This is a genomic window from Marinobacter caseinilyticus, from assembly GCF_011074955.1.
Taxonomy (GTDB): domain Bacteria; phylum Pseudomonadota; class Gammaproteobacteria; order Pseudomonadales; family Oleiphilaceae; genus Marinobacter; species Marinobacter caseinilyticus.
Genome location: NZ_WUQJ01000024.1, coordinates 83398 through 108802 on the forward strand (window position 1 = coordinate 83398; position 25405 = coordinate 108802).

General features: G+C 57.1%; 25 protein-coding genes. 10 read left to right on the plus strand and 15 right to left on the minus strand.

The genetic code is table 11. The features are described 5' to 3' along the window. Positions 1-11 precede the first annotated feature (11 nt). Positions 12-680 (plus strand): glutathione S-transferase family protein, encoded by a 669-nt coding sequence (locus GRX64_RS13370; RefSeq protein WP_166268037.1) that lies wholly within the window; start codon positions 12-14, stop codon positions 678-680. On the opposite strand, the gene GRX64_RS13375 is transcribed toward GRX64_RS13370, so the two are convergent. The 3 genes from GRX64_RS13375 to ppnP all read right to left on the minus strand — a co-directional run bounded on the left by GRX64_RS13375 (position 677) and on the right by ppnP (position 3423). Next, on the minus strand, positions 677-1189 hold the full coding sequence (locus GRX64_RS13375; protein WP_166268039.1) for a DUF4442 domain-containing protein: 513 nt from the start codon (positions 1187-1189) through the stop codon (positions 677-679). The two genes, GRX64_RS13370 and GRX64_RS13375, sit on opposite strands and share 4 nt — an antisense overlap. Positions 1190-1363: 174 nt before the next feature. Then, positions 1364-3007 carry a fatty acid--CoA ligase gene (locus GRX64_RS13380; RefSeq protein ID WP_166268041.1) on the minus strand — a complete coding sequence of 548 codons (1644 nt, stop codon included), beginning with the start codon at positions 3005-3007 and terminating at the stop codon, positions 1364-1366. 134 nt (positions 3008-3141) lie between these two features. Then, the gene (gene ppnP / locus GRX64_RS13385) at positions 3142-3423 is read right to left on the minus strand and encodes a pyrimidine/purine nucleoside phosphorylase (protein WP_166268043.1); all 282 of its coding nucleotides are present in this window, start codon (positions 3421-3423) and stop codon (positions 3142-3144) included. A 56-nt stretch (positions 3424-3479) separates the two neighbouring features. Here ppnP and GRX64_RS13390 point away from each other — a divergent pair, with 56 nt between their 5' ends. Beyond that, a complete protein-coding gene (locus GRX64_RS13390) occupies positions 3480-3992 on the plus strand; it encodes a DUF4112 domain-containing protein (protein WP_166268045.1) in 513 nt (170 codons plus the stop codon). 11 nt (positions 3993-4003) lie between these two features. On the opposite strand, the gene GRX64_RS13395 is transcribed toward GRX64_RS13390, so the two are convergent. The 7 genes from GRX64_RS13395 to GRX64_RS13425 all read right to left on the minus strand — a co-directional run bounded on the left by GRX64_RS13395 (position 4004) and on the right by GRX64_RS13425 (position 10976). Next, on the minus strand, positions 4004-4336 hold the full coding sequence (locus GRX64_RS13395) for a Na+/H+ antiporter subunit G (protein ID WP_166268047.1): 333 nt from the start codon (positions 4334-4336) through the stop codon (positions 4004-4006). A 52-nt stretch (positions 4337-4388) separates the two neighbouring features. After that, positions 4389-4658, minus strand: a complete 270-nt coding sequence (locus GRX64_RS13400; RefSeq protein ID WP_166268049.1) for a K+/H+ antiporter subunit F — start codon at positions 4656-4658, stop codon at positions 4389-4391. Beyond that, positions 4655-5143, minus strand: a complete 489-nt coding sequence (locus GRX64_RS13405) for a Na+/H+ antiporter subunit E (protein WP_166268052.1) — start codon at positions 5141-5143, stop codon at positions 4655-4657. Before GRX64_RS13405 ends, GRX64_RS13400 begins: the two co-directional genes overlap by 4 nt. Continuing rightward, the gene (locus tag GRX64_RS13410) at positions 5140-6660 is read right to left on the minus strand and encodes a monovalent cation/H+ antiporter subunit D (protein ID WP_166268082.1); all 1521 of its coding nucleotides are present in this window, start codon (positions 6658-6660) and stop codon (positions 5140-5142) included. The genes GRX64_RS13405 and GRX64_RS13410 overlap by 4 nt, the downstream gene beginning before the upstream one ends. Beyond that, the gene (locus GRX64_RS13415) at positions 6657-7022 is read right to left on the minus strand and encodes a Na+/H+ antiporter subunit C (RefSeq protein ID WP_166268084.1); all 366 of its coding nucleotides are present in this window, start codon (positions 7020-7022) and stop codon (positions 6657-6659) included. Before GRX64_RS13415 ends, GRX64_RS13410 begins: the two co-directional genes overlap by 4 nt. A gap of 1 nt (position 7023) precedes the next feature. Further along, positions 7024-9834 (minus strand): monovalent cation/H+ antiporter subunit A, encoded by a 2811-nt coding sequence (locus GRX64_RS13420; RefSeq protein WP_166268086.1) that lies wholly within the window; start codon positions 9832-9834, stop codon positions 7024-7026. 311 nt (positions 9835-10145) lie between these two features. After that, positions 10146-10976, minus strand: coding sequence for a crotonase/enoyl-CoA hydratase family protein (locus GRX64_RS13425; protein WP_166268088.1), 831 nt, complete (start codon positions 10974-10976; stop codon positions 10146-10148). Between the two features lie 88 nt (positions 10977-11064). On the opposite strand from GRX64_RS13425, the gene GRX64_RS13430 reads away from it, so the two are divergent. Beyond that, complete coding sequence (locus GRX64_RS13430; RefSeq protein WP_166268090.1) at positions 11065-13119, plus strand: NADPH-dependent 2,4-dienoyl-CoA reductase; 2055 nt, start codon at positions 11065-11067, stop codon at positions 13117-13119. Positions 13120-13265: 146 nt separating this feature from the next. Here GRX64_RS13430 and GRX64_RS13435 read toward each other — a convergent pair whose 3' ends face one another. Together GRX64_RS13435 and GRX64_RS13440 are read right to left on the minus strand one after the other, a co-directional pair. Then, complete coding sequence (locus tag GRX64_RS13435) at positions 13266-13430, minus strand: hypothetical protein (RefSeq protein ID WP_166268092.1); 165 nt, start codon at positions 13428-13430, stop codon at positions 13266-13268. A gap of 96 nt (positions 13431-13526) precedes the next feature. Next, entirely contained in the window at positions 13527-14501 is a 975-nt protein-coding gene (locus GRX64_RS13440; protein WP_166268094.1) for a GlxA family transcriptional regulator, read from the minus strand. A gap of 106 nt (positions 14502-14607) precedes the next feature. Between GRX64_RS13440 and GRX64_RS13445 the strand changes: the two genes are divergently transcribed. The 5 genes from GRX64_RS13445 (at position 14608) to GRX64_RS13465 (ending at position 21203) form a co-directional block, all read left to right on the plus strand. Continuing rightward, complete coding sequence (locus tag GRX64_RS13445) at positions 14608-16410, plus strand: acyl-CoA dehydrogenase (RefSeq protein ID WP_166268096.1); 1803 nt, start codon at positions 14608-14610, stop codon at positions 16408-16410. A 105-nt stretch (positions 16411-16515) separates the two neighbouring features. Continuing rightward, positions 16516-16773: a hypothetical protein gene (locus tag GRX64_RS13450; protein ID WP_166268098.1), complete on the plus strand. Its 258-nt coding sequence runs from the start codon at positions 16516-16518 to the stop codon at positions 16771-16773. A gap of 169 nt (positions 16774-16942) precedes the next feature. Continuing rightward, positions 16943-17206 carry a hypothetical protein gene (locus GRX64_RS13455; RefSeq protein ID WP_166268100.1) on the plus strand — a complete coding sequence of 88 codons (264 nt, stop codon included), beginning with the start codon at positions 16943-16945 and terminating at the stop codon, positions 17204-17206. 179 nt (positions 17207-17385) lie between these two features. Next, positions 17386-19347 carry a PhoX family protein gene (locus tag GRX64_RS13460; protein WP_166268102.1) on the plus strand — a complete coding sequence of 654 codons (1962 nt, stop codon included), beginning with the start codon at positions 17386-17388 and terminating at the stop codon, positions 19345-19347. A 203-nt stretch (positions 19348-19550) separates the two neighbouring features. After that, complete coding sequence (locus GRX64_RS13465) at positions 19551-21203, plus strand: methyl-accepting chemotaxis protein (protein ID WP_166268104.1); 1653 nt, start codon at positions 19551-19553, stop codon at positions 21201-21203. A 46-nt stretch (positions 21204-21249) separates the two neighbouring features. Here the strand turns inward: GRX64_RS13465 and GRX64_RS13470 are convergent, their stop codons facing one another. Next, a complete protein-coding gene (locus GRX64_RS13470; RefSeq protein WP_166268106.1) occupies positions 21250-22137 on the minus strand; it encodes a LysR family transcriptional regulator ArgP in 888 nt (295 codons plus the stop codon). An 88-nt stretch (positions 22138-22225) separates the two neighbouring features. Here GRX64_RS13470 and GRX64_RS13475 point away from each other — a divergent pair, with 88 nt between their 5' ends. Together GRX64_RS13475 and GRX64_RS13480 are read left to right on the plus strand one after the other, a co-directional pair. Beyond that, complete coding sequence (locus tag GRX64_RS13475; protein WP_166268108.1) at positions 22226-22840, plus strand: LysE/ArgO family amino acid transporter; 615 nt, start codon at positions 22226-22228, stop codon at positions 22838-22840. Between the two features lie 162 nt (positions 22841-23002). Then, complete coding sequence (locus GRX64_RS13480; protein WP_166268110.1) at positions 23003-23374, plus strand: DUF4870 family protein; 372 nt, start codon at positions 23003-23005, stop codon at positions 23372-23374. 30 nt (positions 23375-23404) lie between these two features. Here the strand turns inward: GRX64_RS13480 and GRX64_RS13485 are convergent, their stop codons facing one another. Then, complete coding sequence (locus GRX64_RS13485; RefSeq protein WP_166268112.1) at positions 23405-23704, minus strand: DUF6316 family protein; 300 nt, start codon at positions 23702-23704, stop codon at positions 23405-23407. Positions 23705-24055: 351 nt separating this feature from the next. Next, positions 24056-25363 (minus strand): MFS transporter, encoded by a 1308-nt coding sequence (locus tag GRX64_RS13490; protein ID WP_166268114.1) that lies wholly within the window; start codon positions 25361-25363, stop codon positions 24056-24058. Positions 25364-25405 lie beyond the last annotated feature (42 nt).

Below are 25405 nucleotides of genomic sequence, written 5' to 3' on the forward strand. Positions count from 1 at the left end.
GGAGTCTGTGCATGATTACTGTTCACCATCTCAATAATTCCCGGTCACAACGCGTGCTCTGGATGCTCGAAGAACTGGGCGTGCCCTATGAAATCAAACGGTATGAGCGCGACCCGAAGACCATGCTTGCGCCAGCGAGCCTGAAAAAGGTTCACCCGCTCGGCAAATCGCCGGTGATTACTGACGGTGAGCTGACCGTGGCTGAATCCGGCGCGATTGTGGACTATCTGGCGCACACCTATGGTAAGGAGGCTTTGTTGCCGGAAACGGGTACCCAGCGATGGCTGGACTATACTTATTGGCTGCATTACGCCGAGGGCTCACTGATGCCGCCATTGGTGATGCGGCTGGTGTTTGAAAAGGTAAAAACCAGCCCGATGCCGTTTTTTGTCAAACCGGTTGCCAAGGGCATATCCGACAAAGCGAATCAGATCTTTATTGGCCCCCAAATCAAGAACCACCTGGACTTCATTGAGGCACATCTGGCAAACAAAACCTGGTTTTTGGGGGATGACCTGAGTGCGGCCGACGTGCAAATGAGCTTCCCATTGGAGGCCTCCGTGGCTCGCGGCATCGTCGGGGACGACCGTCCCAATATCCGGTCCTTTGTTAAACGAATGCATGCTCGCCCGGCCTATCAACAGGCTTTGGCAAAGGGCGGTAAATACGATTTCGCTTAGGCTGGTGCACTTGTTGCGACCGGGGCGCAGATCCCCGGTCCGCGCTTTTCCCGGACGTAGAGGACTTTATGGACGCAGGCAACAAGCTTGCCCTGCTGATCCACAATATCGATATCCCACTCCGGCAACACCTTGTCGCCGCCTGCAGCTGCCGCCTTGATTTCCCCGACGCGTTGGTCAGTCAATTCGAAGTGCGCAGACACCTTGCCCCGGCCGGGGCTGACGAAGTCTATACTGGCGGACTTGTCCCACACGGTATAGCCGTGTCCCAGTCGCCGCATCAGCAACAGCATGTACATGGGGTCAACCATGCTGTAGAGCGACCCGCCAAAGTGAGTACCGACGTAGTTTCGATTATACCAATGCAGATCCATTGCCACGGTGGCTGAGCTGAAATCGTCTGCGATGTCGCTGATGCGAACACCGGCCCCCATATAGGGACCAAACAGGTTCATGGCTTGTCGCAAGCCTTGCGCGCTGGCAATCCAGCGTCGAATGGTCGGTGTCATCGAGGTGTTCCGTTCAGGTGGGTTGGCAAGCGATGCGTGTCCGAGGCCTGTCGGTAAGGGGGAGTGTGGGTCATACGGTGGCAATTAAGTAACCCGTGGCAATGCACTTTAAACGGTGCACTGGCTGCGGCCTGACGCCGGTCAGGGTCAGGCCGCTTGCACTGGATCCAGTCGTTACTTTAGCAGGTCCCGAATAAGTTTCTTGTTGATCTTGCCGACGCTGGTTTTCGGAATGTCGTCAACAAAGTCGATTTGGCTCGGAATGGCCCATTTATTGATTTCACCATTCTCAACGAATTGCTTCAGATGTTCCTGAATGGCCGCTAAATCGGCCGTTGCGTCGGGTTTGAGCACCACCATTGCGTGGGGACGTTCCCCCCATTTCTCATCGGGGACCCCGACCACCGCTACGCCGGCAACGGCCGGGTGTTGACTGATCAGGTTTTCAAGATCCAGTGATGATAACCACTCACCACCGGTTTTGATCACGTCCTTGATGCGGTCTTTGATGACCAGCGTATGATCGGATTCGATACTGGCGACATCGCCGGTATGGAGCCAGCCGCCAGCCCAAAGCTCCTCGCCTTTTTCGGGCTCCTTGAGGTAACTCTGGGTAAGCCAGGGCGCACGCGTCACCACTTCACCCTTGGCGATGCCATCCATTGGTAGTGGTTTGCCCTGGTCGTCGAGTACGCGAATTTCCACCAGCGGCACTGGAATGCCTGTCTTGGTGCGCTTGGTCGCTTGCTGCGCTAATGGCAAATCGAGATCTTCAGGCTGCAAGTGTGTGGTGGTCAACAAGGGTCCCGTCTCGGACATGCCGTAACCGGTGTACATTGTGATGCCAAGCTTGGCGCCTGCATGGCAAAGACTTTCGGTCATTGCGCTGCCACCAATCAAGACGTGCCAGTTGCTGAGGTCAGCGGTCTTGATAGCGTCGGTTGCCATCAACATCTGCATGATGGTGGGTACGCAGTGGGAGAAAGTCACTTGGTGTTCTTTCAGCAGTTCCACCAGCAGTTCGGGTTCATAGCGGCCCGGGTACACCTGTTTCAAACCCAGCATGGTCGCCACATAGGGCACACCCCAGGCATGGACATGGAACATGGGGGTAATCGGCATATACACGCTGGACGACCGCATCAATGGCCGCTCGTCATAGGCGGACAGACTGCTGGCCATGGTCAGTGTGTGCAGGACCAGTTGACGATGGCTGAAGAAGACGCCTTTGGGGTTGCCGGTGGTGCCGGTGGTGTAAAAAGTGGTGGCAATGCTGTTCTCGTCAAAGTCGGGGAAGTCAAAATGACTCTCCGCTTTCGCCAGCAGGCTCTCGTATTCACCATGGCACTTCAGCGTCGTTGATTTTGCCTGTGCTTCATCGGTGAGCTGAATATAGCCTTTCACCGTGGTCAACTGGTCATTGACCTGCTCCAGTAGCTCGGTGAAATCATCGTGGATCAACACCAGATCGTCTTCGGCGTGATTCATGGTATAGACCACCTGCTCCGGAGACAGGCGAATATTCACAGTATGCAGGACCGCACCAATCATCGGAATCGCAAAAAAGCACTCAAGATATCTGGGGGTGTCCCAGTCCAACACGGCAACGGTATCGCCGGCTTTAATCCCGGCATCGGTCAGTGCGTTGGCGAGGCGATGAATGCGCTCAATCAAGTCGGTGTATGAGTATTTACTGCGGTTGGCGTAAACAATTTCCTGATCCGGCGCGTAGCGCGGGGCTGACAGTAACAGTTGCTTGATCAGCAGAGGGTACTGATAGGCGTTATCAGCGGCAGGAATAATTTTGGTCTGTGCCATGGAAGCAATGCCTCTTTATCTCGTGTGTTGGAGTTGTATCGAGAACAGGGACCAAATCTGACACAGTTCACACAAAATCGGAACCGCAGGGAAAAAGAAATCCCTGCGGACCCATGGCTGGTGTGGCGATTGTTTCACTCGTAGGTGCAGAGGTAGGCCGTATCGATATCTGTTTTCACATTGAAACTGGATTGTCCCGCTACTTCAAATCCCTCGCCCGCACCGTAGGTGATCCACTCCGACATGCCGGGGAACTGAACCGTCAGTGCACCGCTGACGACCGTCATGATCTCTTTTTTGGTTGTGCCGAAAGTGTATTCGCCGGCACTGATAACGCCAACCGTGGCTGGTAGAGTGGAGGACTGGAAACTGATGGATTTGGCTTTGCCATCAAAGTACTCATTAACCTGCAACATACACATGTCTCCTTAATTTTGGATCGCCTACTATACGGCAAATGAGCGACGTTAATATGACAAATACACCTGAAAAGTCCGGCCCGGCCAATGCCACAGTGGGCCTTGGTGAGCGTGAGCAATACATACGCTCGCTGGCGCGCCTGGATCGCTATGCGCGACTGCTCGACAGCCAGTTCCGTATTCCTTTTACTCGCGTGAAATTTGGATTGGACCCGCTGATCGGCCTACTGCCGGGCGTAGGCGATGTCGCCGGCCTGGTGATGTCGCTGTATCTCATAGGTGAGGGGCTGAAAATCGGGGCGGGTGGCAAAACCATCGCAAAGATGGCGGGCAACGTGATGCTTGAGTTTGTGGTTGGGTTAGTGCCGGTGTTTGGCGATGCATTTGACCTGCTCTGGCAAGCCAATAATCGCAACGTCGCCTTGCTCCGGGCGCATGTGGAGAGCAAGCTGAAGCCGCCATCGCCCCGCCGGCCCTGGCTGTCCTATGCGTTGATCACGCTGTTCGGACTGCTGTTGCTTGGTTTGGTGGTACTGATTGCAGTGTCACTGTTCTCCGGGCCCTGAGGAAGGGCGTGTTATTGATCCCACGGATGGCCGCGAGTGTCGTCGGTGGTTTTGACCTTCAGGTGCATGGCGGCTTTGGCAAGGAAGTTGGCGCTGATTGGCGCGGTCAGAAACAGAAAGACCATAATCAGAAGCTCTATCAAGTCATAGCGGGCATTCGACGTGGCAAAATACACGACCGAGGCCAGGGCAATACTCCCCACGCCGACGGTGGTTGCCTTGGTGGGTCCATGAAGCCGGGTGTAGAAGTCTGGCAATCGAGCCAGACCTATGGCACCGGTCAATGCAAACACGCCGCCGATAACTAAAAGGATTGAGATACTCAACTCGGCAATCAGTGGCATGTGCGTTCCCTCCAGCAGGCGCATGGTGATGTGACGGTATCCGGACGCAGGCTCATTCGATGACACTGCCGCGTTTCAGGTATTTTGCCAGTGCAACGGTGCCAACAAACCCCATTACGGCGATTAGCAGTGCAGCTTCCAGGTATAGACGGGTCCCCAGCTCAATGCCCAGCAGCAGGATCAGGGCGATCGCATTGATATAGAGTGTATCCAGTGCCAATACCCGATCGGTTGAGTCAGGCCCGCGAACCAGGCGAAAAACATTCAGTAGAACCGCCAGCGTAATCAGCGCAATCGTGATGTGGAGCGCAACGGTGATCATTGGAAAATCTCCAGCAATGGCTTCTCGTAACGGTTATGGATGGCCTCAATGAGGCTTTTGTCATCCAGCTCGTCCAGCGCATGAATCAGCAACAGCTTTCGGTCATCGCTGATGTCTGCACTGACGGTACCGGGTGTCAGCGAAATGGTGCCGGCCAGCAGCGTGATCGCCAGTGGGTGTTCGAGTGTCAGGGGGTAGGACACAAACGAGGGTTTCGGCTGTCGCGAAGGATTGAGAACCAACCGTGCCACCGTCAGACTGGCCTGAATAATGTCCACCATCATGCGGGCGAAATACAGCAGCAGCCGCCAGGGCTTCTTGACCGTCGGACTGTCAGGCCAAAGGTCGCGCGTAAACAGGGGCAGTCCCCAGGCCATGATCAACCCGAGCACCCCGTGGCCGGCCGACAAACCATTGAGCATGAGCCAGACCAGCAACAGGGTAAGGCTGAGCAGGGGACGAGGAAAACCAAAACGCGCATTCATGGCTGTGCCTCCTGGGTGCTCGGCATCTCCAGGATGCCGATGTAGCCCGCCGGATCGTGCAACTGTGCCGCCGTGGCATCGGTATAGCGCGAAATGGGCCCAGCCAGTACGACAATGGCCACACTTAATGCGATCAGTGCGCTGGCCGACACGGTCACGGGCAGGGTGAGCTGGCCCTTGTCTTCGACATGTCCCTCTACCGTGCGCCAGAACACGATGCTACCGGCGCGGCTGTAGGCAATCATGGTAAAGAAACCGCCAACCAGCACGATGCTCCACAACCATGCCATTTCCACGCCCGGTACGGCGGCTTTGAGAATCAGCAACTTGGCGAAAAAGCCACTGAGCGGCGGCAGTCCTGCGGAAGCAGTTGCGCCTAGTAAAAACAACACGCTCAGCAAGGTGCGACTGTGCATTTTTGGCGCCGTGACAATTTTGTCACCGGCAGAACCGCGTTGGTTGCCAATCAGGTCGACCACCAAAAACAAGCCGCCGACCACCCACGTGGTGTTAAGCAAATAGAACAGGGCCGCCGAGGTGCCGGCCGGGTTGGACAGGCCGATGGCTGCCAACAGCGTACCGACAGAAATAATAACCTGCCAGGCGACCAATGCCTTCAGTGCCTTGGCGCCAAGTGCGCCGACAACACCGGCGGCCAGTGTGACCAGCGCGACCGGGAACAGCCAATCCATGCCAAGGTTGGCAAGCGCGCCGGCCTGGTCGCCAAAGACCAGGGTATAAACTCGCAGGATGGCGTAGATGCCAACCTTGGTCATGACGGCGAATAACGCAGCCACCGGTGCCGTGGCATTGGCGTACGCCCGAGGGAGCCAAAAACACAAAGGCAGAATAGCGGCTTTGAGACCAAACACCACCAGCAGCATCATGCCTCCGGCTTCAACCAGCGGCAGATCTTCAGGGCTGACGCGAGGCACCTGAATGGCCAGGTCCGCCATGTTCAAGGTGCCGGTCACGCTGTAAATCATGCCCACGCTGATCAGGAACAGGGCCGAGCCCACCAGGTTCAGAACCACATAATGCAATCCGGGAATGGTTCGGGTCGTGCCGCCGCCGTGCATCAGAAGCCCGTAAGACGCGATCAGCAGAACCTCAAACGCCACAAACAGATTGAACAGGTCTCCGGTCAGAAAGGCGATATTCAAACCCAGTAACTGGAACAGGAACAGGGCGTGGAAGTGTGCCCCCTGACCATCCGAACCACGAGTCGAAAAGATGTGGCAAAACAGGGCCAGGATGCCGGTTACGACCAGCATCAGGGCCGCGAGGCGATCCAGCACCAGTACGATGCCAAAGGGCGGCTGCCAATTTCCAAAGGCGTACACGCGGTAGCTGCCGTCGTCGGCGAGTCCAAGCAGGACCAGGGCTGAGGCCAGCATCATTACGGTGGTCGCCAGTGCCAGCGTGCGCCGGAGTTGCAACGGCGCATAGGTCATGAATATTTGCAGCAGGCCGCCCAGTAGCGGAATCAGAATCGGAGCGGTCAACCAGTGGTTCATTGGCTTGCTCCCTGGCCATTCTTATCCGGGTTCTCGGGACTTTCCCGTAGGCCGTCGACATGATCATCGCCGGTATCCGCCTGGCTGCGAAGTGATAACACAACCACGAAAGCGGTCATGGCAAAGCCAATAACAATCGCCGTCAGCACCAATGCCTGGGGCAGTGGGTCGGTGTAGGTGCCCGTGCTGCCGATGATGGGTTGACCGCCGGTTACCAGTCGTCCGGTTGAAAACAGAAACAGGTTGACGCCATAGGACAGCAAGGTCAGGCCCACTACAACCGGAAATGTCCGGGCTCGCAGCAGCAAGTAAACGCCGGAGCCAGTGAGTGCGCCGATGGTAATCGCGAAGACCAGTTCCATATTATGCGCCCCCTTGGGCGTTGCCGCGGTTGGGTTGATCAAACTTCATCGACAGCCGGCCCAGGCTGACCATTAGCAACAATGTGGCCCCAATCACGGTCAGATAAACGCCCATGTCAAAAATCATTGCGGTGGCTACTTCAAACTTGCCCACCACCGGCAATGTGACGTAGGCAAACGAAGAGGTCAGGAAAGGGTAGTCAAACGCGTAACTGCCAATACCGGTCAGGGTGGCTATCAGCACGCCAAGCGCCAGCATGGGTTGATACCGGAAACGCATGCGATGCTGGGTCCATGCCATGCCACTGGCAATATACTGAAGAATCAGGGCAATGGAGGTGATCAAGCCGGCGATAAACCCCCCGCCTGGCACGTTGTGGCCCCTGAGGAAGATATAAACAGAGACCATAATGGCCAGCGGCAGAAGTGGCCGTGATACCTGTTTTAGCATGGTCGGATGGGCGTCCACACTCCAGGGATTACCCAGGCCGTCGCTGGACGGGGGGGCTAACTTGATCTCGCGCAGCATGGCGTAAATGCCCAGTGCCGCGATGGCAAGCACGGTGATCTCACCCAGGGTATCGAAGCCCCGGAAATCCACCAGGATGACGTTGACCACATTGGTGCCGCCACCCCCCGATTTGCTGTTGGCAAGAAAGAATTCGGATATTGAGGTAAAGGGTCGGGTCAGCATGGCCAGTGTCAGCAGTGTCATGCCGATACCGGCGGCCAGGGCTATTGCGGTATCCCGCCAGCGGCGGACGCCGGATGCTTCAATCGGTGTCCACGAGGGTAAGTAGTACAAGGCCAGCATCAGCAATACAACGGTGACCACCTCGACGGAAAGCTGTGTCAGCGCCAGATCCGGTGCAGAAAAACGGGCGAAGGTCATCGCCACCATCAGGCCAACTACACTAAGCAGTATCAGTGAGTACAGTCGCTCTCGATGCATCGCAACGGTGGCAAGGGCGCAACCCACCAAAACCAGAGCGCCCACCGCGGTTGGTACATCAATGGGGCTGAGTCCCTCGGCGCCGATCGAGATGCCGAGATCCACCAGTGGCAGGAAGGCAACGGTGCCGGCGGTGACCACCAGTAACATGGCGTAGCGTTGCAGGGAGCCGTTCTCCAGCCTCGCCGTCAGCCGCTCAGCGAAATCTGCCAGGTAAGCCACGACGGCTTCAAATACCGCCTTTTCATCGATTTCACGAAAGCGGGCGTGGAAATCGAAAAACCGTTGCCGCTGGGTGTACATGGCAAGGCCGCCGAAGAAGGCCAGGAAGCTCATCATCAGGGGCAGGTTGAAGCCGTGCAATATTGCCAGTTGATAATCCGGCACAGGTCCGGCAAGGGTCGCAGCAGCGGCAGCGTAGAGCAGCGGGCCGACTGAAAATGCCGGGAACATGCCGACCATGACGCAGGCAAAAACCAGTATCTCGACCGGGATTTTCATGTATCTGGGCGGTTCACTGGGCGGGTAAATGGGCAAGTTGACCGGTTTGCCATTAAAAAATACGTCGTGAATAAAGCGAGCCGAGTAGGCGACCGCGAAAATTCCGGCCAGGGTTGCGACCACTGGTGGTAAGTAAGCCCAAAGGCCCGGCAGATTCAATTCCAGGGATTCGGCAAAAAACATCTCCTTACTCAGGAAGCCGTTCAGTAACGGCACCCCGGCCATGGACGACGCCGCCACCATCGCCAAGGTTGCGGTGTGGGGCATGTAACGCCAGAGACCGTTGATCTGTCGCATGTCACGGGTACCGGTTTCATGATCGATGATGCCCGCCGCCATAAACAGTGAGGCTTTAAATGTGGCGTGGTTAATGATGTGGAACACCGCAGCCACAGCGGCCAACTCGGTGCCCATGCCGAACAGCAGGGTGATCAGGCCCAGGTGACTGACGGTGGAATGGGCCAGCAGCCCTTTCAAGTCGTGTTTGAACAGCGCGACGTAGGCGCCAAGCAGCAGGGTGGCCATGCCGGTAAAGCTGACCATGTAAAACCACTGGTCAGTTCCTGCCAGCGCCGGGTAAAGCCGTGCCAGCAAAAACACACCCGCTTTGACCATGGTTGCGGAATGCAGGTAGGCCGATACCGGGGTGGGCGCCTGCATCGCGTGAGGCAACCAGAAATGAAAGGGAAACTGTGCCGATTTGGTAAAGGCACCCAGCAATACCAGCGTCAGGGTGATGGGATAAAGCGCGTGCGCCTTGATCTGGTCGCCGGCGGCCAACACCGCGTCGAGCTCAAAACTGCCGACAATATGACCGAGCAGCAGCACCCCCGCCAACAGCGCCAGGCCTCCGCCTCCGGTGACGGCCAGCGCCATTCGCGCGCCACGTCGGGCATCTTTCTTATGGTTCCAGAAGCTGATGAGCAGGAACGACACCAGGCTGGTGAGCTCCCAGAATATCAACATCAGAATCAGGTTGCTGGACAGCACAATGCCCAGCATGGAGCCCATGAACAATAGCAGGAGGGAATAAAATTTAGCGACGTTCTCGTGCTTTTTCAGGTAATAGCGCGCGTAGAGAATGATCAGGATACCAATGATCAGAATCAGCAATGCAAACAGCAACGACAGGCCGTCCAGCCGGAAACTGAGCGATAGGCCCAGTGACGGCAGCCACTCATAGGTTTGTACCAGCACATCGCCGGCGGCCAGGGTTTTCCAATGCGGAAACAACGCTGCCAGGGCGACCACGGCTGGCACGGTCGATGCGATAGCGATTGCGGTTCGACCTGCCTGGGCAAACAACGGTGCTGCGATGGCGCCGATAAAAGGCAGTAAAACGACCAGCGATAGGGTCATCCCAACCTCGTTATTGAGTCTTTGGTAAGGGTATTGTCACTACAGTCAGTTGCCTGAGTGTAGTCGTCGGACAGCGGCCCTGTACAACTCCGGGTTGCGTCAGGGCCAGGACAGGCAAGCTCAGCCCTGGCGGGGTGGGTCTGGGAAATACGGCAACCGGCCCCAGGGAAACCAGAGGGCAGGATCCGGTGCGACGGATAGGCCAATATTGATACGGGGCCGTTCGGTCATGAATGCTCCGTTGGTTAATTTCGAACCTGAATAATACGTGGCCGACACCTCAGGTCAAGCCACGAAGTCGGTACCGCGCTCTACAGGCTACGTCTATCCTGGTACGCGCGGTCCGGTTCTGAGGTGTTTTTTGCCACCGCGATGCGTTGATTGGTGCGAGCGATAATTTTTTTCTGAAGCCGGGTTTCCCAGTCCAGGGCAACTTTGTCGGTCGCGCTCCAGGTCCTGTTAAACAACAGCTTGCTGGCGGCAATGGCATCCGGCGATCGGGCCGCCAGTTCCCGGGCGAACTCGTAGGCTTCCGCCAGGGGGTCACGGCTGACTCGGGTTACCAGGCCCATGGCTTTGGCTTCCTCGCCATTGAATGTGCGGGCGGTCATGGTAAGTTCCTTGGCGAGGTCAATCGCGATCAGTTCGCGCAGGGTCACCGTCAGGCTCATGTCAGGTATCAATCCCCACTTGCTCTCCATAATGGAAAATTCACAGCTTGGTGTGGTGAATCGAAAATCAGCCCCGAGAGCGATCTGAAATCCGCCGCCGTAACAATAGCCATGGGTGGCGGCGATCACTGGCGCTGGAACGTCGCGCCACAGGTAGCCCACGTCCTGCGCCAGGTTACTGATTTTACGCCCCGGTTTGGCCAGCAGTCGTAAGAAGTTCACTGGGTTTTGGGAGACGGTTTTCACGTCCAGCCCGGAACAGAAGGCATCACCGGCACCGTGCAGCACGATAGCGCGCACCTGGCGTTCCTTCTTCAGGCGCTTGGCGGCTCGGGTGATGGCGTCGAACATCGGCATGTCGAGGCCATTGTATTTGTCCGGACGGTTCAGTGTGACCGTGGCAATGCCCTGATCGATGTCGATCAGCACGCGGTCAGTGGCACTTTTGCTGGCAGACTTTACGCTCATCATTCACTACCTGCTTATCCATTAGTCGTAGACCGGCTATGCTACCATGACGCGTTTTCCTAAACATGGTGCAAACGGCAGAGATATTAGCATGACCGCAGCCTACCCAAACCTTTTAAAACCGCTTGATCTTGGCTTCACGGAACTGAAAAACCGAGTCTTGATGGGCTCGATGCACACGGGGTTGGAAGACCGTTTCTGGAACATTCGCAAACTGTCCCGCTACTTCGCAGAACGTGCCGAGGGCGGGGTTGGCCTCATGGTCACCGGTGGTTTTTCACCCAATCTGGTGGGCCAGTTGGCGCCGTTGGCATCAACCATGAACAACCGCGCGACGGCCCTGCTGCATCGGCATGTTACCGGTGCCGTGCACGATGCGGGTGGCAAAATTTGCATGCAACTACTGCACGCCGGGCGTTATGGGTACCAGCCATTAATCGTATCGGCGTCGGCCACGAAAGCACCGATCAGTCCCTTCAAAGCCCGCGCCTTGTCCACCAAAGGCGTTGACCGTCAGATCAATGATTTCGTGAGTGCCGCCAAGTTGGCGAAAATGGCCGGCTATGACGGCGTAGAGGTGATGGGCTCGGAAGGGTATTTTATCAATCAGTTCCTGTGTGAACGCACCAATAAACGTACCGACAAGTGGGGCGGGGCGTTTGAGAACCGAATGCAGTTGCCACTGGAAATTGTGCGGCGCATGCGCAAGGCGGTGGGTCCTGAGTTCATCATCATCTACCGGTTGTCAATGCTGGACCTGGTTGAAGGCGGCCAAACTTGGGACCAGGTGGTAGTGTTGGGTAAAGCCATTGAGCAGGCTGGTGCCACCATCATCAACACCGGCATCGGCTGGCACGAAGCGCGGGTGCCCACCATTGTGACCTCGGTGCCGAGGGGCGGTTTTGCCGATGTGACGGCGAAGTTTTACGGTGAGGTGGACATTCCCGTTTGCACCACCAACCGCATTAATACACCGGAGATAGGCGAGGAGATTCTGGCCGCCGGTAAAGCCGATCTGGTGTCCATGGCACGCCCGTTGTTGGCGGATGCAGAATTTGTCCGTAAGGCCGAGCAAAACCGCAGCGATGAGATCAACACCTGTATTGCCTGCAATCAGGCGTGCCTTGATCATGTCTTCCAGGCCAAACGGGCCTCCTGTCTGGTCAATCCCCGTGCCTGCCACGAAACCGAGCTGTTGCTGACGGTGGCGCCGGTCAGCAAACGGGTCGCCGTCGTTGGCGCCGGACCAGCAGGCCTTGCGGCCGCCACCACGGCCGCCAAACGTGGTCACAAGGTGACGCTTATTGAAGCCGACGGTGACATTGGTGGGCAGTTCAACTACGCCAAGCGCATTCCCGGAAAAGAAGAGTTTTTTGAAACTCTGCGTTACTTCGCCCGGCAGATCGAGATCCTCGGCATTGAGCTGCGCCTGAACACGCGCGCCGATGCGGCATCGCTGGCTCTGGACGGCTTCGACGAGGTCGTCATCGCGACCGGTGTCAAACCACGGACGCCGCGTATTGAGGGCATCGAGCATCCAAAGGTGTTGGGGTATCTGGATGTGTTGCGTCACAACAAGCCGGTGGGTAATACCGTGGCGGTCATCGGGGCCGGCGGCATCGGGTTTGATGTCAGCGAGTTCCTGACCCACGACGCGGCCCAACACGCCGAGGGCGAGCAGATCAGTGTGCTGGACTGGCAGAAGGAGTGGGGCGTCCAACCGGACTTTGAAGGCCCGGGCGGATTGGTAGAGCGCGAACCGACGGCGTCGCCGCGGAAGGTTTATTTGATGCAGCGCAAAACCAGCAAAGTGGGGGGTGGCCTCGGAAAAACCTCAGGCTGGGTGCACCGGAACAGCTTGAAACACCGCGGTGTTGAAATGCTCCGGGGTGTGAGTTATCGAAAAATCGACGATGACGGATTGCATGTCACTGTTTCGTCGAAAGACGGCAAGCATCAGGAGCACAAAGTGCTGGCCGTGGACCATGTCATCCTGTGCGCCGGACAGGAACCTTTTCGTGAGCTGTATGATGAGCTTGCCAACCTGGGTATGACCACCCATTTGATTGGTGGCGCAGATGTGGCTGAAGAGCTGGATGCAAAACGGGCGATCCGTCAGGGCACCGAAGTGGCCGCGGCGCTCTAAGCCGATGATAGCCGTTAGCGGAGGCGTCAGGTGCAATGACTCCCTGATGAGGTGAGACGCTGCCTTAGTGGCGGTGACTCACCTGGCAGTCGCAGTGGTACCCGGTTGCGAGCTCTGACTGTATGGCTCGCGGCCCGACGTAAAACTTAACTTTGCGGTTTCATGGCTTCCGTGATGGCCTGTGCTTCGGCCGCCAAAACCCGGTAGAGCAAGCTATCGGTTTGCTGACTGGCCTGCAGTAGCTGCTGCTGTTTGAGACAGTAAAGACGGTTCAACAACTCTATCTGGATGGGGTGGTTGTCTGTGCTCATGATCTTTGCCTCGCGAGACTGTCAGGTCCCTTTACATTTTGTATCGGCAACGCCGTGCCTTACTTTAATGCAGCATTAAGCATGCCAGCCCGTGCGCTAGCGGCCGAATCTGGCGCGGTAGTCACTGGGTGGCAGGCCGGTATGTTTGCGGAAAAGTCGGGTGAACGAGCTGACATCGTCGTAACCGACTTGCTGGGTTATTTGCTCAACCGAAGTGACAGAGGTTTCCAATAGCTGGCGCGCGGCCTCGACCCTCAACAACTGCAGGTAATTACGCGGTGTGTCGCCGGTTGCGAGTTTGAATCGACGCAGTAAAGACCGGGTACTGAGGCCACTGGCGCTGCATAGATCGTCCATCAACAGCGGTCGGTTGAATTGTTGGTCGAGCCAGTCCTGTAACGCCAGAATGGCCTGGTCCTGGTGATAGCGTTTACTCTGCATGGCGCTGTATGGTGCTTGACTGCGTCGGCCGGCATCGACCACGAAGGCCTTTGCCAGCTCTCTGGCGGTTTTTGCCCCGGCGTACCGTCCAACCAGGTAGACACCCAGGTCGAGCCACGCCATGCCGCCGCCGGCACAGGCGAAATTACCGTCGACGGTCACCAGTTGCTCGGGTCGACACGCCACTTGCGGGTAACGAGTTTGAAACTGGGCGCTGTACCCCCAATGCGTGGTGGCCTCTCTGCCATCCAGAAGGCCGGCTTCAGCCAGTAGGAACGCCCCCGTACAGTTGCTGGCAATCATTCTGTCAGAAGTGGCCTGACTGGCCAGCCAGGCCACTTGCTGTGTGGAGTTTGCCAGGGTTTTTTCGATGGGGCCGCCAATCGTGGGCACCAGAATAAGGTCGCCAGGGTCGTTGTCATCAAGGCGCCCGTGGGCCGGCAGCGACAAACCATTGAGGCAAGTGCAGGGCTCGCCATCAAGTGTCAGTAATCTGACACTGAACAACTGCGTCGGTGGCTCGTTCTGAATCCGTGCCCAGGCCACACCTGCGAGTTGCAGCAGGTCAATCATGCCGATGATGGGACTGGCCAGTGCACCGGGAAAACCAATAATGGAAACGCGGATCATGAGGTCTTTAGGTCCGTTGGCCGAATTCACCAAGATTGTGTCAGATATGACGGTTTTCACAAGCCCAAGGCTGTGACAGGCTATGCGCATTAAATAGGAGAGTGCCATGACTGATGTTTTGATTGACCGCCGTGACCTGGATTTCCAGCTCTATGAAGTGCTTGATACCGGTGCTCTGTGTGAGCGCGACCGCTTTAATGAGCATAGCCGGGAGACCTTTAACGCGGTCGTTGAAACCGCGGATAAAATGGCCCGCGAGAAGTTCGCTGATCACAACAGCGCTGCCGACAAAGACGAGCCCAAGTTTGTTGGTGGTCAAGTTGTCATGCTGCCCCAGGTGAAAGAGGCCTTTGATGCCTATGCCGAGGCCGGTTTCATGGCAGGCCGGTACGACTATGACCTGGGTGGCATGCAATTACCCGAGTCGGTAATGGCCGCGTGTAATGGTTTCTTTACAGCAGCAAACCCGGGCACCGCGGGCTACCCGTTCCTGACCACCGCAGCCGCGAATTTGATTCGCACGTTTGGCTCCGACCAGCAACGTCAAAAGTATCTGCCACTGATGTTGTCCGGTCAGTTCAGCGGCACCATGGCGTTGACCGAACCCCATGCGGGTTCGTCGCTGGCGGATATCAGAACCTCGGCGACCCCGACCGGGGACGGTCATTATCTGATCAAAGGCGCGAAGATATACATATCGGGTGGCGAGCAGAATATCACCGAGAACATCGTGCATCTGGTGCTGGCGAAGATCAAAGGCGCGCCCGCCGGCGTCAAAGGCATTTCCCTGTTTATTGTGCCCAAGTTTCTCAGCGATGATGACGGCCATTTGACCGAACGCAATGGCGTCGCATTGGCCGGGCTGATTCACAAGCTGGGCTACCGGGGTACCACTTCGACGGCCTTGAGTTTTGGTGATGACGCACCGTGTCACGGATACTTGGTGGGGGAACCGCATCAGGGTCTGAAGTACATGTTCCAGATGATGAATGAAGCTCGCCTGGGTGTTGGGTTTGGGGCGGCGGTTATTGGTTATCGAGGCTACATGCACAGTCTGGAGTACGCCAAAGATCGTTTGCAGGGTCGCAAGCCGTCTGAGCGGGACCCGTCAGCCCCTCCGGTGGCCATCATTGAACACGCCGATGTGCGGCGCATGCTCTTGGCCCAGAAAGCCTATTCCGAGGGTGGCCTGGCACTGTGCCTCTATGGCGCGCGACTGGTCGATGACCAGCACACCCACCCCGATCCAGACAAGCGGGTTGAGGCTGGTAAGCTGCTGGACCTGTTGACTCCGATCATGAAAGCCTGGCCATCGGAATACGGCCCAAAGGCCAACGATCTGGCCATCCAGGTGTATGGTGGCGCAGGCTATACCCGGGAGTACCCGGTCGAGCAATGCTGGCGGGACAATCGCCTTAATCCGATTCATGAAGGTACCAATGGCATCCAGGCGCTGGACCTGCTGGGCCGTAAAGTGTGGCACGATCAGAGCCACGGTTTGCAATTGCTGATGCAGGCCATGCAGGTGGATCTGGAAGCCGCCACCACGCCGCGCTGCCAACAATGGGCGTTGTCACTGAGTGAGACCTTGCAAAAAGCGGTTCAGGTCACTCAAATGCTGGGCAAGGCACTGATGAACGAAGGTCCGGACGGAGTGCTCGCCAATGCGTCCTGTTACCTACATCTGTTTGGCCATATTTCCATCGCCTGGATGTGGCTTCGTCAGGCCAACGTGGCGGCCAAAGCATTGGAAGCGGCCAACACGGACGACGAGCGCAATTTCTATCAGGGTAAGTTGCAAGCGGCGCAGTACTTTTTCCACTGGGAATTGCCAACGGTGGCGCAGGATATTGTGCTGCTACAAAATCGTGATGACAGTTGCCTCAATATGAAGCCAGAGTGGTTTTAAGCGCACCGAAGCCGTAGCCAAAAGGACTGCCAGCCCCGTATGGGCTGGCAAAACGCTTGTCTCTGCGCCAGACTGAGGCTAAGCAATTCAGCATCAGGTCAGTGTATGAGCCTCAGCAACGACTACAAGCCAGTCCGGTGCGCCACTCGAACCTTATTAACCCAGATTCTGACCTCGCAAACCGTGGTGGAGATCGTTTTTAAGGACGAATCCGGACAAATCCAGCATTACCATGATGTCATTCGGGATATCTTCAATCGCGCAGGTGAAGAATTCATTCTATTGGGCCGAGGCCAGCTGGTACGGCTTGACCACGTGCTGGTTATTAATGGACAGGCGGTCGGGCAGTCCGGGGTTGCCTGAGATCCGCACAGACGGCCGCTCGAAATTGGCTTAACTAATCCTAACATCCTGTCATTGTTAAAAAATTGGTAACGGTCGTTCGGTTGTGGGCTGCAGGGCGAGGCCGTAGACTATGAATTCACAGGTTTATGAAAGCCGCTGTTGAATTCACTTTAAAAAGGGATGTCTTATGAACAAGTTAACGCTGAGCGCACTCGCACTGATGATGACCATAGGCCTTGCGGCCTGCAGCCAGGAAGAGTCTCAGGGCGTCGACATGGAAAAGGCCGCCGAAAATGCCGGCGAGATGATGGACGACGCGGGCGATACCATGGGTGACGCCGCGGACGACGCCATGGACACCATGGGCGAGGCGGCAGAGGAAACCGGTGAGGCGATGGATGAAGCCGGTGATGATATCGAAGAAGGCTACGAGGACGCGACTAACCAGTAGTCGTGCCTGCTTGAGAAAAAGCCCGCTTATGCGGGCTTTTTTTTTTGCCTCAAATCCGGCTGTCCCTGTCATACATTGTTCACGGGGAAGTCGCACTTCCGTCACTGTCCTGTCAAAAAAAACGCCGACACTGCTCTCTCATAACCAACACCAAAACACCCAATGAGAGAGCCTGAATAATGGACAGTAAGCTGTTAAACCAAATCGATCTGGACCCGGACTTCGAGCCTGTTACCAACCCCTCCGACAACCGCACTTTTCAGTCAGTTCTCAGCGCCAGAATGGGGCGGAGATCATTAATGAAAGGCACCATGGGGGCCGGGTTGGCCAGCATCATGGGAATGTCCCTGGCGGGGTGTTCCGATGACGATTCGACCGCGTCGGGTAACGCCACGTCGCAGTCGGCTGCCATGCTGGGATTCAAGGCGGTCACCACTTCCTCGGGTAACGCGATTGTTGTTCCTGAGGGGTATTCTTCGGTGGCGTTTGTGCCGTGGGGAACGCCCATTACTGGCGCTTACCCGGCCTATCGTAGCGATGGCACCAATACGGCCGAAGAGCAAGAAAACCAGATGGGTCAGAATCACGACGGCATGCACTATTTTCCGATTGATCTGAAGTCCGGTGGCGAGAGCTCCTCCGAAGGCCTCCTGGTCATGAATCACGAATACATCAATCCGGATCACCTCCATCCCGCCGGCGCCACAGCCGCACCGCGACCCAGCGCTGAGGTCAAAAAGGAGCTGGCGGCCCACGGTGTCAGCGTGGTGCACGTAAAGCAGGACAGCAACGGCGCTTGGGACGTGGTGTTTGGCAGCCCATTCAACCGCCGGGTGACCGGGGCCACGGAGATGGAGCTTCGGGGGCCTGTCCGCGGTGATGACAAGTTAAAGACGCGTTTCAGTCCGGCAGGTACCGAGACCCGGGGCACATTGAATAATTGCGCCATGGGTCCGACGCCGTGGGGGACCTATCTGGCGGCAGAAGAAAACTGGGCCGGGTACTTTGTCAACGCCGATGCACCACAACCGAGGGAACATGCCCGTTACGGAATCTCCAGCGTCAATGGTCGCTACCGCTGGAACACGGCGATTGGCGGCGAGGACCTCTACGTCCGTTTTAATGCAGCCAAGACCGGCGCTACGGCCGCGGACGACTATCGGAACGAGCCCAATACGTTCGGCTGGATGGTCGAAATCGACCCGTTTGCGCCGGAAAGCAAACCACAAAAGCGCACGGCCTTGGGGCGCTTCGGACATGAAGGCGTGATATTTGCGCCAGTCACCGAGGGCGAGCCGATTGTCTGCTACTCCGGCGATGACTCACGGTTTGAATACATCTACAAATTTGTATCGGCACAACCCTACCGCGCAGCCACCGCCGGAGGCTACCTGTTGAACGAAGGCACACTGTATGTCGCGGTTTTTCATGACGACGGGACCGGAGACTGGAAAGCCCTGGTGCATGGCAACGCTGGGCTCACCGTGGCGGACGGGTTTGCCTCCCAGGCGGACGTGCTACTGAATACCCGGCTTGCGGCCGATGCCCTCGGGGCGACACCGATGGATCGCCCGGAGTGGGGAGCCATCAACCCACTGAACAACGAGGTGTATTTTACCCTGACCAACAACAGCCAGCGGGCTCCGGGCGACACCAATGCGGCCAACCCAAATGGTCCGAACGCCACCGGGCACATTATCCGCTGGCTGGAAAACGGCGATGATTTCGCGGCCACAAGCTTTGACTGGGATATTTTTGTGTTTGCGGGTGACGCTGGAACGGAAACCGTCGTGGGTGATGAGGCGGTGGTCACTCTGGATGCAACCAACCTGTTCAATAGCCCGGACGGCCTTTGGTTTGACGGCTCCGGACGCCTGTGGATACAGACCGATGGCTCGGACTCGGCGCCTTATCTGAACAATATGATGCTGGCCGCAGACCCGGTGACCCGTGAAATTCGACGGTTCCTGGTCGGCCCTGAAGGCTGTGAAGTGACCGGAGTAACCACGACGCCAGATCAGAGGACCATGTTCGTTAACATCCAACATCCCGGAGGCAGTTGGCCGGATGCGTCAGAACCGCGGCCCAGATCGTCAACCGTCATCGTCACCAAAGATGACGGCGGCGTGGTCGGGAGCTGACGCAGGTCAGCGCTCTTCTGGTTGCTTTTAAGGCCCGGCACCGCCGGGCTTTTTTGTGCTTGCCTATCTGGGATTGCCGTGCATGCAAGGCATGACGACACCGCCAACTAAAGTATCAGTTATCCTAGCCGTTAAATTGACTAACCTTCGAAGGCTGACCCGAGTGAGCATTGTCGAGCGTCCAATTTTACCGAGGCATTAGAATGTCTGTGTTAACGCGATCAGTCATCACCCGAAGTATCATCATGCTGTTTGTCGTGTTGGGCCTGCTGGTATTGCTGTCAAGCCTGCTGAACTGGTCGCTGCCAGGCATGCTGTCCGGGTTCCTGGGTGGTTTGGTGGTTTTGGCGGTGTGCCTGGGCATGGTTACCTCGCCCCTGAAAGCCGATCAGGCGGCTGTGGCGAGGGGGCAAACCCATGATTTAAAGGTCTTGCCGCTGCTGTTTCCTAAGTTGTTGCGGGAGGCTGAAGCGGGTCGCAACATTATGGCGGCGCTCTCAAGTGGCGCCAACGCCAACGCCATATCGGCCGCAGAAGTGTCTTACGCTGCAGATCATCTCAAGAAGCGCCTTGACCATCAGGTCAAGGAAACCGGCCAAATGGCCGACTACGCCGGCCAGATTACTGAGACCGTCAGGCGGTCAGCCCAACAGGCGGTGGAAGCCGCCGAAACAGCCCGCGATGCGAGCAAGGTCAGTGCGGAAGGTAAGGCCGCCCTGGCATCGTCAATCCAGCAAATTCGGGAAGTAAAAGAACAATCGGCGGTGTCGTTGGCGCGAATCCAGACCCTGAACCAAAAATCGGAAAAGATTCAGGGCGTCACGACCGCCATTCAGGGCATTGCCGAACAGACCAATTTGCTGGCATTGAACGCCGCGATTGAGGCCGCCAGGGCCGGCGATCAGGGACGTGGCTTTGCTGTCGTGGCGGATGAGGTTCGTCAACTGGCGGGGCGCACCGCTGAGGCCACTGCAGAAGTGGCCGAAACCCTGCAAGCTATTCGCTCCGATACCTGCGCGGTGATGGAGCAGATCGGGCAGCTGGCGGCGAGCATAGAGACCGGCTTGGTCTCGGTGGAAGAGGTGGCGGAAACCCTTGGCGAGATCCAGGGGCGTTCGGACCGGGTCGAGCAACAGGTTGCGCTGATTGCCGAGGGTGATCGACACAATGAGCAAAGTCTTGAGCAGATGTTCAATTCAATCCAGAACATGCGGGCCCAGATGTCAGAGAGTGACTCGGGCGTGCAGGCGCTTGCCGTGCAGGCCGGCACATTGATGGAGCTGGCCGAGTCTGCCAATGCCGCCTTTGCACTCAACAGCGAGGTAAGCTATCACCGCTTCTTTTTCGAGCAGGCGCAGTCAGGTGCTGGGAAAATCGGTCACTTATTTGAGCGTGCGCTGGATTCTGGCGAACTGACAACCGGCCAACTCTTTGACAATAAGCGGGAAGTGATACCCGGTACACAGCCCGCCAAGTACCGTAGTGCTTTTGACGGGTTTACTGACAAGCAATTGCACAGCGTTCAGGAGCCGGTTAAAGATTCGTCCGACGCCGTGGTGTTTGCAATTGCATGTGCCCCGGACGGGTATGTACCCACCCACAATCGGGAATTTGCCCACGAGCCCACCGGAGACAGCGCAAAAGACTTGCTGCGCAGCCGCAGTAAGCGTCTGTTCAATGACCGTACCGGTTCCCGCTGTGGTAGCCATACCCAAGCCATGTTGTTGCAGACTTATCGCCGGGATACCGGCGAGATCATGCATGACCTTTCGGTTCCGATCTACGTCAAAGGCCGCCATTGGGGCGGCTTTCGTCTCGGCTATCGGCCGGACAAAAGCGGCCAGTCCGGGCGTTGATCCAGCACCGGCGTGTGGCAGCGGCTGGTCAGTTTAACGTCCGTGATTAAGGTATTTTATCCAGCCAGCCGACACCCGCTGCCACCAGCGTTCCCGTCAGTCGTTCCATGAACTCACCGCCATGACGCCAGTAGTGCCAGTATAGATTGACCGGTACGGCCTCGCCGGGAGCAATGTCCACCAGGCCACCCTGGGGCAGTGCGAGCCTGGCCTGAAGATCGGGGATCATGCCGTAGCCCATGCCGGCCATGGCAAGGCGGATGAAACCTTCGGAAGAGGGGCATAGGTGGTAGGGAAAACGCCCGTGGTAGCCACACTGGGCAAGAAAACGGTGCTGTAACTGATCGTTAGGTCCGAAGACAATGGCGGGGGCTTCCTGCAGTGCTTTGGCGGTCAGGCCCTGGGCAAAATGGCGGTCGTAATACGCCTGATTTGCCAGCGCCCGATAGGGCATCTGGCCAAGGGCAACGCAGCGTGCACCGGCAACGGGTTGGTCGGAGCTGCAAAGGCAGGCGGCGACATCGCCATCGCGCATCCGCTTGAGCCCAACATCCTGATCTTCAATGACCATGTCCATCAGCAGCCCTTCCCGCTGACAGAACTGCCCAATGGCGTCGGCCCACCATGTTGCAAGGCTATCTGCGTTCAGCGCAATGCGAAGCCGGGTGCGGTCAGCAGACAGTGCCGGGATCTGGCGGCGCAGGTCCCGCTCCAGCAACTGCACCTGCTGCACATGATTCAGCAGGCGCTGGCCCGCGGGTGTGGCCTGCAAATGGGGGTGGCGAACGAGCACCGGTTGTCCCAGCCGTGATTCCAGCAATTTTATGCGTTGCGATACGGCAGACTGAGACAGCCCCAACGCAATGCCCGCTCGCTCAAATCCGCCGGTTTCAATAACGGTCACAAGCGCCTGAAGCAGTTTGTAATCAAGCATAAGAAAAATTAATGCAGTATAAGTAATATGATTTTTTAGTATAGCAGTCGTCGACTATGCTGGCCCTCTGAATTTAACGGAGGTTGTGATGTTACAAAGTTACCTGACGGGTCTGGTGGTGTGCGGTGGGATCATCATCGCCATTGGTGCTCAGAACGCCTACTTATTGGGGCAGGCGTTTCGTCGCGAGCATCACTGGTGGTCGGCCGTGCTTTGTATGAGCAGTGACGCCCTCCTGTTTACCATCGGCATGCTCGGGGTCAGTGCGGCCTTGCTTGCGGTGCCGTCAGCGCTGGAAGTATTGCGTTGGGCCGGCGTGGTATTTTTGCTTTGGCTGTCGTTTACGGCGTTTCGCCGGGCGGTGCAGGGGCGCTCAGCGCTGACCGTTGATGATGAGTCCAAGCGCAGCCTGGGCGCCGTCATTTTGACCACGCTCGCAGTGACGCTGCTCAATCCCCAGGTGTACCTGGATACGCTGCTGCTCATTCCCTCGATCGGGGTCCAGCAATCCGATCCCATGGTGTTTGTTGCCGGTGCCACCAGTGCTTCGGTGCTTTGGTTCGTGATGCTGGCCTGGGGCGGCGCCGCGTTGGCACCGGTACTGAGCCGACCGATTGCCTGGCGCGTCATCGATGGTGCGATATCGTTGATGATGCTCTCAATCGCCGTGCACCTGATCGTAAATGGCATTGCGGTGTCGTAATAGCTGCCGTTACCGCCAATTCCTCCTCTATAATAAGAGTCATTAGGTTGTACAGTGGTGCCGTTACTGGCAGATGATTGCTACTTACTGAGCTGCTGTTGTATCGATCACCTGTTGTATCGAACACCTGTTGTATCGAACATTGTATGAAAGGAGGCAGTTTTGGCAGACCCAGAATTCCGTCCGGCTAATCCGGATCCAATCACCCGCCGCTCGGATGCAGCCCGCAACCTGGCCGTAACCGTTTACATTCTGCAGGCGCTGTCTTTTTTTCTGGGTGGCATCAGCGGACTGGTTGGGGTGATCATCAACTATGTAAAAATGGAGGATGTCAGGGGCAGTTGGATTGAGCCGCATTTTCGGTGGCAGATTCGCACGTTCTGGATCGGGCTGTTGTGGACCGTTATCGGGGTAGTGACCACCTTCATTATCGTCGGCTGGTTCATTCTGCTCGGCATCGCGATCTGGATTATCTACCGCATCGTGAAGGGCGCGCTGGCGCTCAATGACGGTAAAGCGCCCGAAGACGCTTGATGTGTTTGCGCTTTACTCTGCCGGCACCGCTTACGATAGTATGCGAGACCGTGCTTCGTTAGCGGCTTCCTGCGCTTCCAGGCAGATGGCGCAGTTGATTTTGTGGCAGTTGACGGCATCGTGAATTTCGATGCCGTAATACACGGTGGCGGTGTTCGGTCTTGGCGACCGTTTGGGCGCGGATGCAATATAGCGGTGCAAGGCCGATTCCGCCGATTCCCGATCGATGTAAGGCCCGATATCGGTTTGTTCCCGGGTGCGGATGACCCAGCCTCGTCGTGTTTCAATAAATCGGTTAGATCGAAACTGAACAGGATCAATTGAGTTCATTTCAACGTGTCCTTGCTCGCCTATCGCTTAAGGGAGTGATCAATGATGCAGCGGGTAAGTGTGGAATCCTCTGGCCACTGAGTTCCTTTGGGTTTGGGTAATAGCTCGCGCCAACCCAACTCACCATTGACAGCGCCGTAACGACAAAAGCAACAGCGAAAGCGAAACGTTTCATAGCTTGTGTCCGCATCGGTCTCAGAACTCTATAGTCTGTAGATCTGAATTCTGATGTCTGTATATTAACTGTATATATATGTTAAATACGATTGAATTTTGGGCATGATGCGGTGTTTTTTTAGCCAACACGCGGAGTGCCCGGCCCGCCTGCCGACGCCGGATCTGGATACAAATCTACTCCACCTCTTTCAATGCCATAGCGCTAACGGTGCCGATGAGCCCCATCATGCCCAGCATCACAATGACAGCAGCGCTTGAAATCAGTGAGGCAAGGGCGCTTAAACCACCTGCGACCAGCAGTAACAGGCCGATCACCGTGTTACTGACGGCCGTGTAGTCGGTCCGCTTGTTGCCGTCAGCCATATCAACCAAGTACGTTTTTCGCCCCAGACGTACGCCCGCGTGCGCAATGCTGAGGGCAAAGAAGGCCAATGGATAGAGCCACGAGGGAATCAGGCTGCTGGTGGTCGCCAGGCTGGTCAGGCCAACCACCAGACAGACTGAGCTGGCAATGGCGGCGCCACGAATCATCACCTGTCGGCTGGAGCGATCGGCCATCCAGCCCCAGAAACTGGCACTAATGGAGCTCGCCAAGCTGCTGGCCAGCAGGAACACGCCCAATAACCAACCGCTGTCGTTCTGTTGCTGCGCCAAGACCACAAAATAGGGTGATGCCAGAGCCGAGCAGAGCAGTAGTGCCCGGGTGATCACAAAGTGTCGAAAGGGTTTGTCATCTTGCAGCAGTGCCATATGACTGAACGCTTCCCGCAAGGCATTGCCACCGCCACCTGTCTCGCCTTCCACTTCGTCAACGGACGCGAATATCAGGCCGGCGAGTACCCAAAGCCCCGCTGCCAGCAACAGCAGCAGGATATAGAACAGTTCCGACGGCTCGCCACGTTCCCAGAATAACAGCACGGTCAGGACGACGGTTGCGCTGCCTCCCAGAGTGGTGGCCAGACCGCCCAAACGGCCGCGACGGGATTTGGGCACACACTTGCCCTGTACGTCCTTCATGGACACGGAGCAAAAACCCCGAGCCAGCGAAAACGTCACCAGTGAGGCGATGACGGCATAGCCGGCAGTCATGCCCTCGAGTAACCAGACACTGGCTGCCATCGCGGCAACACTGCCGGCCTGCCCCAGGCTGCCAGATACCCAGAACCATTTGCGCACCGGTTTGCGTCGGACCCAGGCACCAATCGCCATTTGCGGGACCAGCGAGCCGGATTCCCGGATGGGGACCAGCCACGCCACCAGCCCCGGCGCCCCAATGGTGGTCAGAAGCCAGGCCAGTACGGTTTTGGGGCTGACCAACAGGTCGCCGAGTTTGGTAAGTACCAGGCTGGCGAGAATCAGAAAGAAATTTTTCGGGACATCGCGGCAGGCACTATCGGAAATGTCCTTGCAGGCCCGAGCGTCCTCTTCATTGGCAATCAACGCGTACAGTTTGTCTGTCGCATCGCGACGTTCACTGGGCAAGAGCAACCTCCCCGGTTGGCTGGCAAACAAGCCGCGATGATA